The sequence below is a fragment of the Pontibacter ramchanderi genome, from assembly GCF_002846395.1.
Taxonomy (GTDB): domain Bacteria; phylum Bacteroidota; class Bacteroidia; order Cytophagales; family Hymenobacteraceae; genus Pontibacter; species Pontibacter ramchanderi.
In genome coordinates this window covers 774,059-786,224 of sequence record NZ_PJMU01000003.1, presented here as the reverse complement: position 1 = coordinate 786,224, position 12,166 = coordinate 774,059, and the positions used below count along the sequence as shown (strand labels likewise).

The following is a 12,166-nucleotide window of genomic DNA, read 5'->3' as shown; positions in this document are numbered from 1 at the left end:
GAGGGCCGTTCAGGCTTCATATTATCTCACATATCTGGGAGTGTCTTGGTGGCTACGAAGCTAGGTATAGAGATAAAAAAAGGCGCTGGGTTAGCCCCAGCGCCTTTGCAATGTATCAGCAATAACTCCAGCTTAGTTCTTCACTTCTACTTTTGCTTTTTTCTTGCCGTCTTTCTTCTCAACTTTCACCGACTTCTTACCAGCAGCCAGCTCAGCTTTTGCTTCTTCGATAGCAGCGTTCAGCAGTGTAGCTGAGCCGTTGTCGCCAGCAGCGCCAGCTGCTACACCGGCTTCTGCCGGACCTGGGCTGTTGGTGTCTACGATTGTCATTTCGTTGATCAGGTTGGTGGCACCGGCGTACTTGTCTACCATGAACAGCACGTAGTTGGCGCTCACGTTGATGCAACGCTTGTAGTCCGGGTCATACACCAGGTCACCGGTCATGGCTTCCCAGTTGCCGTCGAAGGCCAGGCCGATCAGCTCACCGTTACCGTTGATCACCGGAGAACCTGAGTTACCACCTGTGATGTCGTTGTCGGTGATGAAGTTCACGATCAGCTCACCGTCCTTGTTGGCATAGCGGCCGTAGTCTTTGGCTTCGTACAGCTGCTTCAGTTTAGCAGGCACAATGAACTCTTCGTTGCTTGGGTCTTCCTTCTGTATCACACCTTCCATCGTCGTGATCACATCATAGGTCACACCGTCGTAAGGCTTGTAGTTTTTCACAGAACCATAGCTCAGACGGATGGTAGAGTTCGCATCCGGGTAGTATACCTTGTCTGGGTTCATCTGGCGCAGGCCAGCTACGTACAGGCGGTTGGCACGGGCCAGTTTGGCGTTACTCTCAGCCAGTTTCGGAGCAATGTTCGTCTGGTAGTTCTCCATAATAGCGTTCACCAAGGCGAAAGCCGGGTCGTTGGCCAGTTGCTTCTGCGTTGGGTTGTTGAGGAACTGCTCGGTCTTCTGCTTGTTCACCACAACCGAGTTGCTGTACACATAGTCAGCCATTTTGTTGAAGTCGCCTTTGTACTTAGCCACCATTTGCTTGAATGCCTCTGGCTGCTGGTCTTTGGCGATGTCTTCGTGGTAGAACTTCATCATGGCGGCAAACACCTTCTTATCGGTGGCCATGTTGTAGTCTTTGAAGAAAGCCTCGGCTCTTGGCTTCAGATCTTCAGCAGCTTTCTTGGCGGCCTCAGCGTTGCCCGACTTCAGCGCATTGTGCAGCGCCGACATGCGGTAAGCAAACAGCAAGGCTTCAGTGCCCAGTACGGCTTCGTTCAGGTATACAGCACCCAGGTTGTACTGCTCTATTTCTTTGTAAGCAGCGTTCATGTCGTTCAGGGCGCTGCCGTAAAGGGCCTTGCGCTCTGCGTTGGCATCGGCCCAGGCCTGGAATTTCTTCTCGTCAGCTTTTTTGCCTTCTACCGTCTTCATGCGCTTAATGCCTTCGTTCTGACCGATAGAGTACTTGTAGTAGTTAGCTGTAGAAGCGTACTTCGACGCATACTGAATGCGGGTTGCGTCGCTCTTGTCCATATCTTCTTTCCATAGAGCCAACTTCTTGTCACGCAGCTTAATGCGCGATTTGTTCAGCTGCTCTACGTCCAGGATCAGACCTTCAGACGTCATGAAACGCTTCGTGCGGCCCGGGAAACCGAATACCATCGCGAAGTCATCCTGGTCTACGCCGCCAATGTTGATGGGCAGGTGGTGCTTCGGCTTGTAAGGCACGTTGGTGGCAGCGTAATCGGCAGGCTTGCCATCTGGCGCCATGTACACACGGAACATCGCGAAGTCACCGGTGTGGCGTGGCCACATCCAGTTGTCGGTGTCGCCACCAAATTTACCCACGGCAGACGGAGGCGTACCTACCAGACGCACGTCAGTGAAGCGCTCGTAGATGAACAGGTAATATTCGTTGCCATTGAAGAAGTCGCGCACGTAAGACACGTAGCGGCCGTTCTCGCTGGCCTCTTTGGCGATGGCCTGCGCGCGCTGCGAAGCGAGCTGCAGACGCTCTTTCTCAGGCATGTTGTTGTCGATGCCTTCCAGCACTTTGCCAGTCACATCGTCCATGCGCACGAGGATGTCCACAAAAAGGCCTTCGTTTGGAAGCTCCTGCTTGCGGTCCATAGCCCAGAAACCGTTGGTGAGGTAGTCTTTCTCGGGCGTAGAGTGCGACTGGATCTGGCCGTAACCGCAGTGGTGGTTCGTTAGCAACAGACCCTCGGCAGAGATGAACTCACCGGTACAGAAGCCGCCGAACTGCACGATGGCGTCTTTGAGGCTCGAGTTGTTCACGTTGTAGATTTCTTCGGCAGTCAGCTGCAGGCCTTTTTTCTGCATATCAGCGTGGTTCAGGCGCTTGATCAGCATCGGCAGCCACATGCCTTCGTCCGCTTTGGCGAAGGGCACGCACAGCGAAACTAAAAGAAGGAGTGAAAGGATTCTTTTTAACATGAAATTATGTTTAGATTAGTTAAACTGTGACAAATTTATCAAAATTTGCTTTACCTAACAGTTGTTCGGCAAATAAAACGCTCGCTAAAACCGTACCATGACCTGGCTTTTTAAAAAATTCCTGTTAGCACTTATCTGGGTATACCGCAACCTGATATCTCCCCTGAAGCCAGCTACTTGCCGCTATTCTCCTTCCTGCTCTACCTACGCTGTAGGAGCGGTGAACAAGTATGGCCCTTTTAAAGGTGGCTGGATGGCCTTGAAGCGGATTGGGCGCTGTCATCCCTGGGGTGGAAGCGGATATGACCCGGTGCCGTAGGCCGATTCGGAGTTTTCTATGTTGACATTTTAATAGGGCAACTTCTACAGCTGGAACTGCAGCGTGACGTAATAATTGCGGGCATCTGAAGGGATAATGCCCGGCCCCGGATAACCCGTAGCACGACGCGTGAAGTAGCGGTTGTCAGTCAGGTTGTTGATGCCTGACTCCAGCGTGAAGCGCTTGTAGGTATAGCTGCCTGAGAGGTCCATTACCCAATAAGCAGGTATAACGCCTACCACGGCGGTTGGCTCCAGCACAGAGTTTGGCGCATCGGTATACTGCTTCGCCGTATATGCATACTGGTAAGCTAGTTTGAAATTATTGCGCTTAAAAGAGAGGCCGGTCTTGGCAATAACAGCGGGTGCCAGCTCCACTTCCTTTCCATCAATGTCAGACAAAGGGCTGCTATACCTGGTGTTGACGAACGTGATGTTAGAAAAAGCAGTCAGGCTCGTCGGATGCTCTTTGCCATAGTAGAGTTTGAGCAGGTCTGCCTCCACAAAGGTCTCCAGCCCGAGGTTGCGCGAGTCACCCACGTTGGTACGGATGCGGTTGGTAGTACCCGGGATGCTCTGGAAGTTGATGCGATCCTGGTAGGCCAGGTAGAAGATGCTGGCGTCGTAATTCAAAACTCCGCTCACATTGCCTCTGAAGCCCAAGTCGGCGCTGTAGCCGGACTCGTCCTTCAGGTTCTGGTCCACAAACTGGTTCGGGTTGATCACGCGCATGTCGTTGAAGTTAATGGCGCGGTAGTTCTGCGAAAAGTTGCCGTATACCTCCATCTGCTCAGACGGTTTGTAGCTCAGGCCCACGCCCAGCAGCAGCACATTACGCGTGTTTTTGCGCTCCTCCGGCACCACGGCATCATAAATGATATTGCCCGCCTGATCCGTCATCATATTGCGGTAGCTGCCTTTGGCGTTAGTGTTGATCCACTCGTAGCGCACGCCAGGCGTCACACTGAACTTCGATGTGATGTTAAAGATGTTCTCGGCAAACAGGGCTGCATTACGGCTCAGGTAGTCGTATCTGGAGGCATTGGGTGCGCCGGTTTCGGAGTAGAAGCGGAAGTCAGCGTCTGAGCCTGCCGAGCCATCGCCCTGCCGCTGGTCAGTAAAGCCACGGTAGAAGCGGGCACCTACCAACAGTGTCGAGAAAGTCTTGCCGAGGTCGTAGCGGTGAATCAGGCGCGTCTCGTTGCCGAAGTTGTTGAACTGGTCCTGGAGCAGCAGGCGGGGCTGCGTCGTGTCGTCCGGGCGGTTAATCTTGCCCATCGAGCCCAGTGCGTCGCGCTGTGCCAGCAGCCCGAAGTTGCGCACATTAAGCTTTGTGCGGTCGCTGATGCGGTAGTCTAAGGTAAGGGCCAGCAGGTTCCAGTTCACCTTAAACCAGTTGCGTTCGCGCACCGACTGGCGTGCATTCTGGTTAAAGGCCGCGTCTGTCAGGCCGCCCGGCTGCTGGGCCAGGTAGTCCATGTAGGTATAGTTAAAACCAAGCTCCAGCTTATCGTTCGGCTTGTAGTGTACCGAGCCAAAGGCCGTGTGGGCGTCAAAGCCGGAGTTTTCGCGCCAGCCGTCGCCGCGTTTGTATTGGTAGAAGCCGTAGTAGTGTAGCTTGCCCTTGGTGCCGCCAATGCTGTTGAAGGTGTTCAGGAAACCCCATGAGCCAAGGGTCTGTCGGCTCGTCAGTTCAAAAGGTTTATCCTCCGGTCCTTCCTTCATCACGAAGTTGATCATACCGCCAAACTGCGTACCGTACTGGAGCGATGCCGCACCGCGCACAACCTCAATGCGCTCCAGTGCCTCGGTTGGTGGGGTGTAGTAACTTTCCGGGTAGCCCAGGGCATCGGCAGAGATGTCGTAGCCGTTCTGGCGGGTGTTGAAGTTGGAGGTACGGTTCGGGCTCAGGCCACGGCCGCCTATACCTAGTTGCAGACCCGCTCCGTCGCTTTCCCAAATGTTGAGGCCAGCTACTTTGGCAAAAACCTGGCGGCTGTTGTTAGTAGCCTTGTTAGCAGTAATATCGTTCAGCACAACTACTTCGCTCTTCTTGCCTTCATAAATAGCAGTCCCTTCCACAGAGTTAAGGCGGGTGATGCCGAAAGTCTTTTCGCGCTCTCCTTTCACGTTTACTTCCCGCAGTTTCCCTTCCAGCGGCCTTAGCTCGAAGAGCAGCGTTACATTAGCATCGCTGATAGTCACCTGCTGTGTCTGGCTACCCAGTCCGATGCTGTAGGCAGTGAGGGTATAAGTGCCTGCCGGGAGGTTTTTGATCAGGTAATTGCCTTTGGCATCGGCCTTTGTGATGCTGCCGTTGCTTACCAACAGCACCTCCGCCTCAGGTACAGCCTGGCCGGTGGCGGCATTGCTTACCCTGCCGGAAATCTGAAAGGTCTGTGCCAGCGTGAGTTGCAGGCTGCTCAGTACAAGTAAAAGGGAGAGCGTGAAGCGCATAGTTTAGTCTAGCTGTCCTACAGTTTTTGGCTGCAGTGCGTTATCTTCAAAAGGTAAAATCCAGTGTTTGTGCCGGAAATCATCCCTGGCGGCTGCCAGGTTAAAGTTCGGGTCGATCAGCAGGCGACTGCCCCGGCCGTTCATGGTCACATAGGCCTCGGCGCGCACCTCCGGGTTTGGTATACCTTTGGCCTTGTAATCGTCGCGCAGCATGTGGGCAAACTGCAGGAGCATGTCAGGCTGTGTGGCCATCATCTTTTCCTGGTTCACGGTGAGGTAATCGAGGTTATGTATTTCAGATTCTTGACCGGTTTGAGGGTCACGTACATAGAAAAAAGCCGTTCCTGCTTTTTCCATCAGCATCACCCGCCACGAAAAACGGTAGCCCTGCTCTGTCCAGAACAGCTTGTCGGGGTATAGCAGGAAGCGCCAGGGCAGCAGCACCTGCACCGCAAAGTGCAGCGCCAGCACACTCAGCAGTATGCCCTGCGCCGGTCTGGAAACGGGTGCCGATACGACTTTTTCCGGCATCCTCACCCGGGCTATACCCCGGAGTGCCTGCAGTATCCTTTCGTGGAAGCCGGCGGAGAAGAAGATCAGCGTGCTCAGCATCATGATGTAAGGGAACATGCCGATCTGGAACAGCACCGCCGTGAGCACATGAAACACAACCACTGTGAGGTAGGCAAGCGAACGACTCTTGCGCCAGCTCAGGAAGAAAGGAATGGTCAGGTCGTAAAAGGCGCCGAACCAGCAGAACACAAACGCCACCCATACCTCGTCTAGCAGCGGACCGATAAGCGGCAGGTGCGTATGGGCCGGCAGCCAGTAGCGCAATGGCATGGCTTCAAACAGCCAGTCGGCATTCAACTTCGCTACACCGGCATAAAAGTACACGAGCCCCAACTGCAGCTGAAAGATCAGGATGGTCCAGCGCGGCACCTGGCTCACCCACAGTTGCGGCTTGCGCAGCACATCCAGGGAGAAGTGGCGGTGCGCCGGCACCAGGATCATGAGCAGCGCCACAATGCTGACAAAGTAGTAGTGGTTGAGGTAATTGGTTTTGTCGATGAGCTCGACGTAGGTAAAGCTGAGAAAGAAAAGCACTGCCGACCAGCGGTAGAACAGCCCCAGCATAATGCCCAGGGCAGAGAAAGCCATCAGGGCAAACAAGACATACATGCCCGTCTCGCCCAATGGCTTCACCCACTCAAATCCATAAAAAGGGAAGTATACCTTGGGCGCCACGTACAGCTCGTGTACCCATCCTTTGGCCATAAAACGGACAATGCTGCCCAGCATCATCGCTCCGAAGATGATGCGGAAAACTGCCAGCGGAGCGGCAGAGACAGGGGCAGTAAGCCGGGCTTTCAGGTTTTGAAGCATACTTCTTTGCGCTTGTTTAATCGCCGTCGTTATCGGTATAAGTGATGGTTACCCCCAGGGCGGCTGGCATATCGGTCTTGGTCAGCACGATGAGCTTCTGCAATTCGTCGTATACCTTGGTTACAGCCTGCGGATTGCTGGTGACAGCCTGTGAAAGCGGAGCAGGTACAGCCGCCACTGCAGCCAGGGCAGCGTCAAATTGCTGGATGATGGCCGCAGAAAGATTCTTGTCGGCATATTTCGCGCCCACGTGGTCCAGGTAATCATCCAGTCCCGGACCATTGGCACCTGCCGCTGACTGCCCCATAAAGGTTGCTTTCAGGGCCTTCAGGTTACGCTCCAGCAGGGCAAGCGAGGTATTGCTGTAATAAGCCTCCACTCTGTCCGGCACAGGGTTACCTGCCGAGAACCTGCCCGATGGGATGCCTACCTTCGCGCGCTTGGTCAAGTCTACTTCAAAGTTGAACTGGTTTACCAGGTTGCCAATAGAGCTGCCTACAGCCGTTCCTCCCGTCTCTTTGAAATTTTTGGCGGTGTTGCCTGTTGTCCAGGCGCTATGCACAGCGTCGGCGGCTTCTTTGATCAGGTTGGTGATATCCTGCAGGTACTTTTTGCGGTTGGCGGCGTTTGCCGCGGTCGTATACCTGTCTACCACGGCTGCCTCTGTTGCCTGCCCATACAGGAGGTAGTCAATAGCCGGGAAACCCTTAGCCGGAATATTGGCTGCGGTTTGCAGGTCGTAGCTGCCACTGCTGATGTTACTCTCGATTTGGCTGGTGGTGGTAGGGTAGATGTTGAGGTTGTTGCGCAGCAGCAGGTCATCGGCCGGGCCAAACTCATAGGTGCTCGCATCCTGCCAGGCCAGGTACGCTTCCTGATACTCTTTGCGGGCATCAGCCAGTGTGGTGGCGGAAGGGCTGGCCGTAAAGGCCGCCACGGCAGTGGCCATCTCGCCCGTCTCTGTTTTTAGTTTCTGATAGCCCGGTATGATCAGGTTATCGGCATAGTTGGCCAGCATAGCCTGGCGATCGTACTCTGACTTGGGACCTGAGTCGCCGTCGTTGGAGCCGCAGCCGGAAAGCGCAACCAGACAGGCCAGCGCAGCGGCGTAAGTAGATTTTTTGAGTGCGGTCATAGTATGATGGTGTAATCAGCAACAGCTACAGCACCCGTAGATGCTGTAGCTGTTGCTATGGTTAAGAGTTATTTGTCTTCAGGCAAATCAATTGCTATAGCTGATTTTTAATGCTATCCATACCGTAAGCTGCGCTGATGATGTTGATGGCAGCGTTGATGTCGGCAGCTGTCGTGTCATAGAAGTTGGTTCCTAGCTTGGCCATGGCCTCCTGGTGCTGTGCGTCCGTGATCTTGCGGTCAGACTTAAACTTGAGGCTCATCATAAAGCCCATAGCCTCTGACAGGTAGTGGCTCTTTTTGGCCTGATCTGCGATATTTGTCTTGGCCAGGTTCAGCTCCAGTATGGCAGAAGCCGCTACCAGCTTTTCCCATTCTGCGCGAATAGTAGCCACTGCCTCGTCTTTTCCTTTTATGTCTTTTGCAGAGATGGCGGCACGGCCTTTCAGGAAAGCATCCATGAGGGCTTTGTTGCTACCTGTGCTAGGATTCACCTTGTTGCTGTAGTTGGCCCAGAATTTCAGGTTATTCAGGTTGGTGGGGAAATCAATCGGGGCGCCAAAGTAACCGAAAGCTTCATCAAAATGGTGCTCCATTTTAGTGCCTTCGCCCGGTGTAACGGTGGCGTTGTCTACAGCTGCGCCTATTTTGGCTTCCGTGAGGTATGACTCTACTGCCTGGAAATAAAACACAGCGCCCATTAAACCTTTCTGGATGATTTGAGCAGGTTCTACACCATTGGCATCTACCAGGTATTTGGTGCCTTCTGCGGTGGTCAGAATACCAGCTTTTTCTTTCAGGGCAGGCGTGCCGGCAGAAAGGCTGGCAGTAGCGGCTGCATCAAAGTAGCTTTCAAATAAAGACTGAGCAGAAAGAATGGTTTTATCCTTCAGTTGCTTTCCCGAAGTATTTAACCTTGCCTCAGCGAATGGAGCATTCACGTTGGCGTACATGTTTTTCATTTTCTGCGCATTCAGCAGGGCGCCGTTGTTTCCTGTCTTTACATAAGTGTCAAGCTCCGACAACATGCTCATACGATCTGTCTGGCCAGAGTAGTTTACATTGTCAAAGTTGTAAGTAGTGGGCACATTGTAAGAAACATTTTCTTCTTTGTCATCAGAGCAGGAGGAGAAAAGCGTGCAGACAGAAAGGCCTAGCACGGCAATCGCTTTGTAGTTGAATCGTGAGAGCATACGGTGAGGTTATTTTTATTTAGATTGATTATAAATATGTCGCAAAGCTAATATGGGTTACACTATCGGGCAAGAATTATTTAGAATAATTTTAAATAAGCTTTTGAGTGGCCCATTGGGGAAAGAAAATCCTTTCTTCAAAATACTATTAAAGAAGGGTATAGGCCAGATTTTGGCACTTCAAGGCGTATTTAAAAACGAACGGCCACTGCCGACGCGTGAACGTTACCAGGGGCCGTAACCTGCATCAGGGCTCTTAAAACCCCATACTTACCTGCACAAACACATTTCGGCCAGGACGGGCAATCCGACCCCAATCCAGGTGCTCGCGGTAGTGCACATCAAAAATGTTTTCTATACCTGTGTTGAGCTGCCATACCTTGTTCTCGGTTTCTCTCTGGTAGCCAGCCCGCAGGTGCCAGAGCATAAAGGCCTTGGTTGGGCGTTCGCGGAAGCTCTCGCTGTTTCGGTTTTGAGCGGCAGCCAGTTCGGTTTCGCCCTGCACCCATAGGTTATCCCCAAAGTATTTTCTGAGTGAAGTGATGCTGCGCAGGGGCGGTATCATGGGCAGCGGCTCGCCGTCGGCGTTGCGGCCGTAGTTATACCTGAGCGTGCTCACCAACTGGGTATAGCCCGTGATGTTGTACACCGCGCTGGCCTCGGCTCCCGCCAGTAAGGCGTAAGGGGTGTTATCGTATACCTTCACGCCGCGAGCCCCGATGGTCATGGCACTCAGGTTAGGGTCGTAGGTGCCCACAATGTAATCCTGCACACGCGATACGTACCCTGTCGCCTGCAACCTTACTCGCGGTTCCTGCCAGGAGAGCGTGAACTCGCTCTGCAAACTCTTCTCGGATTTCATGTTCGGGTTGCCTACGTAGTCAAAGCCGTCAAACTGTGTGAACAGATAGAAGCCATACAACTCGCTGGCCGTGGGCGTGCGGCCATTAAAACCGCCCGATAAGCTGGCCTTCAGTTTTTTGTATACCATGCGGCTGGCTTGCAACGAAAGCGAAGGAATCACAAACTGGCGGGCTGTATTTTCATACCCAAACACCGAAAGCTGGCTGCGGCCCTCGCCCGTGGTTATGGCAAAATCCGATAGATTGACTCGGCTGTTGAGCTGCAACTGGGTTTTGTCGCCCACCTGGAAGCTATACTGCGCCGCTATACCTGATTGCAGCTGTCGGTTGTCGGGCCAGGTGAGCATGTACATCGGCGTCTGGCCCTCTTGGTACATGGTCATGGAGGCGCTCAGGTAGGAGGCCGAGGCATCGGCGCGGACCGTCAATTGCTGATGATGGCCAGGCGAAGTGGTGCCTTCGAGGTACATCCCTGAAGTACGGCTCAGGCCGGGCATATCCATGCGCACAGGCAGGTCGGGACGGGCGCTGTCGTCCATAGAGTGGGCGATGCGGTTGGCATAGAGGCGGGCTTCCACGCGGCTCCAGCGGCGGTCGCTATTCTCACGCACCAGACTCACCGAACCGATGCGGGCGTTAGCCTGGCCTACATCCATTGGCAGCGCTGGGAAACCGATGTTCCAGCCGTCGTCTATGATCAGGTCGGCTTTGAGCACGAGGTCTTCCTGTAGCAAAAACTTTCCGTTGAGGGCGTAGTTGGCTTTTTCGTACTGCGAGTACAGCACTTTCTCGCCATGGCCGTTGCGGTAGTTCTGCGCCTTGCGGTAGGTGCTGGAGGCACGCAGCCCCCATGTGGGCGTGGCATAACTTAACCGCAAACCACCTAGCATGGCATGGGCCGCCGATTGGTAGCCGCTGCTCACCGAGCCCGACAGTTTACGTTCGTCCGATAGTTCGGCTTCGGCCAGTTTCATATCGAGACTACCGCCAATGGCCGCTCCTTGCATGGAGCTGGCGCCAGCCGTCTGCACCTCGATGCGCTGCAGGTTGAGCGGCTCGATGTAGATGGTGGCGGGGTCCATTTTGTCGGTGCAGGCGCCCTGTATGCGCATGCCGTCGAGAGTCACGCTCACCTGCCCGCCGCTGTAGGCCCGTATGGTGGGCTCCATACCGTAGCTGCCACGGCGTATGAACGACAGCTCGGGCATGCGCGACATCAGCTCCTCGGTTGTAGCGGCCTGATTGGCGTTATAGAAGTTCTGCAGATGTTGCTGGTGGTCGTGGCGCTTGGTGACCACGGCTACTTCCTGCAACACGATGGTGCGCACCGAATCGGCGGGTATAGCTTTCTGTTGGGCCAAAACAGGCACAGCGGCCAACGCAAGGGCACCGAGTAGGAGAGGCGTTTTCATATCCATCACCTTATATAATGTTGAGAAATGGACCTTGGGACTCAAATGCTATACCTGAGCCCCAGGCGCTTTTGCTAAAAGTTGACTTCAAAATGCAGTTTGCCCGCTTCGCCAGTCGCGTCGTTGATGGTCAGGTGCAGGTACCAGAGGCCTGTCATGGTGAAGTTCGCTTTGCCTTTATAATGTCCCCCGCCTGCGTGCGTCGGGTTCACGTTGTTAGGCGAGCCATGGCCCATGGTTGGCATCTCAGGTTCCAGCACCAGGCTGAGATTGGTCACGGCTGGGTAGTCCATCATGCTGTTGGCTTTGTATACCGCGATCTCTATGTCGTTCACGCCTACTTTTGGCTTTTGCGGCTGCAGGTAGACTACAAAGTATTTGGCCCCGTCGGTTTTGGAAACGAAGGACTTCAGGCGGCTGGTAGCGGGTTCTTTGATCGTAACAGGGGTAGTGAACGTACCTGTTTGGCCGTTGGCCTGCACCTGTATGCCCAGGGTCCACGAGCCCATCTCGCCAGACGGCATGGTAAACACCACAGCACCAGGAAAATAACCGTTTTTAGTCTGCTCCGAAACAGGGTTCTCCACTGGGGCGGCATGCTTCATCATGCCCATGTCCATTTGTGGCTTCAAGCTAACACTGCCTTGCTCGATGCGCTTGCCTGCGGCATCGAAAAGCGCCACATAGAGCTGGTTGTACCCTGTGGCCAGGTCTTCGGTGCTGTAGAGCTCTACTTTTATATCGGAGCCGGCGGCATTGCCCTCAGCCAGTTTCTTGTACTCCACGGTTGGCATTGGGGCAACATCGTCGGAGTCGCAGCTGGTAGTAAACAATAGGGTAGTCAGGAAAAGGGCCCATAGTGTGAGCCAGGTATACTTTTTCATGGGAATGGTGTTTGAAGACCTGTGTCAGGCTAAAATTTGAGGTATAAGTTTTGGAG

The 12,166-nt window shown here is 53.9% G+C and carries 8 protein-coding genes; 1 reads left to right on the top strand and 7 read right to left on the bottom strand.

The features are described 5' to 3' along the window. Window positions 1–132: 132 nt before the first annotated feature. Window positions 133–2,463: a S46 family peptidase gene (locus BD749_RS16020; protein ID WP_180336429.1), complete on the bottom strand. Its 2,331-nt coding sequence runs from the start codon at window positions 2,461–2,463 to the stop codon at window positions 133–135. A 97-nt stretch (window positions 2,464–2,560) separates the two neighbouring features. Between BD749_RS16020 and yidD the strand changes: the two genes are divergently transcribed. Next, window positions 2,561–2,782, top strand: coding sequence for a membrane protein insertion efficiency factor YidD (yidD, locus tag BD749_RS16015; protein WP_101446204.1), 222 nt, complete (start codon window positions 2,561–2,563; stop codon window positions 2,780–2,782). A 44-nt stretch (window positions 2,783–2,826) separates the two neighbouring features. Here the strand turns inward: yidD and BD749_RS16010 are convergent, their stop codons facing one another. From BD749_RS16010 to BD749_RS15980, 6 genes are all read right to left on the bottom strand, one after another. Further along, window positions 2,827–5,238: a TonB-dependent receptor gene (locus BD749_RS16010; protein ID WP_101446202.1), complete on the bottom strand. Its 2,412-nt coding sequence runs from the start codon at window positions 5,236–5,238 to the stop codon at window positions 2,827–2,829. Window positions 5,239–5,241: 3 nt separating this feature from the next. Continuing rightward, on the bottom strand, window positions 5,242–6,624 hold the full coding sequence (locus BD749_RS16005) for an HTTM domain-containing protein (RefSeq protein WP_101446200.1): 1,383 nt from the start codon (window positions 6,622–6,624) through the stop codon (window positions 5,242–5,244). Window positions 6,625–6,640: 16 nt separating this feature from the next. Further along, window positions 6,641–7,759 (bottom strand): imelysin family protein, encoded by a 1,119-nt coding sequence (locus BD749_RS16000; protein WP_101446198.1) that lies wholly within the window; start codon window positions 7,757–7,759, stop codon window positions 6,641–6,643. A 94-nt stretch (window positions 7,760–7,853) separates the two neighbouring features. Then, window positions 7,854–8,951, bottom strand: coding sequence for a DUF4856 domain-containing protein (locus BD749_RS15995; RefSeq protein WP_101446196.1), 1,098 nt, complete (start codon window positions 8,949–8,951; stop codon window positions 7,854–7,856). 256 nt (window positions 8,952–9,207) lie between these two features. Next, window positions 9,208–11,226 (bottom strand): TonB-dependent receptor, encoded by a 2,019-nt coding sequence (locus BD749_RS15985; protein WP_180336428.1) that lies wholly within the window; start codon window positions 11,224–11,226, stop codon window positions 9,208–9,210. Window positions 11,227–11,300: 74 nt separating this feature from the next. Next, window positions 11,301–12,110, bottom strand: coding sequence for a FixH family protein (locus BD749_RS15980; RefSeq protein ID WP_101446190.1), 810 nt, complete (start codon window positions 12,108–12,110; stop codon window positions 11,301–11,303). Window positions 12,111–12,166: the final 56 nt, after the last annotated feature.

Excerpts from the sequence above, each read along its gene's own strand:
- BD749_RS16010 (WP_101446202.1), bottom strand. The coding sequence starts at position 5,238 with ATGCGCTTCACGCTCTCCCTTTTACTTGTACTGAGCAGCCTGCAACTC.
- BD749_RS15995 (WP_101446196.1), bottom strand. The coding sequence starts at position 8,951 with ATGCTCTCACGATTCAACTACAAAGCGATTGCCGTGCTAGGCCTTTCT.
- BD749_RS15980 (WP_101446190.1), bottom strand. The coding sequence starts at position 12,110 with ATGAAAAAGTATACCTGGCTCACACTATGGGCCCTTTTCCTGACTACC.
- BD749_RS15985 (WP_180336428.1), bottom strand. The coding sequence starts at position 11,226 with ATGAAAACGCCTCTCCTACTCGGTGCCCTTGCGTTGGCCGCTGTGCCT.
- BD749_RS16020 (WP_180336429.1), bottom strand. The coding sequence starts at position 2,463 with ATGTTAAAAAGAATCCTTTCACTCCTTCTTTTAGTTTCGCTGTGCGTG.
- yidD (WP_101446204.1), top strand. The coding sequence starts at position 2,561 with ATGACCTGGCTTTTTAAAAAATTCCTGTTAGCACTTATCTGGGTATAC.
- BD749_RS16000 (WP_101446198.1), bottom strand. The coding sequence starts at position 7,759 with ATGACCGCACTCAAAAAATCTACTTACGCCGCTGCGCTGGCCTGTCTG.
- BD749_RS16005 (WP_101446200.1), bottom strand. The coding sequence starts at position 6,624 with ATGCTTCAAAACCTGAAAGCCCGGCTTACTGCCCCTGTCTCTGCCGCT.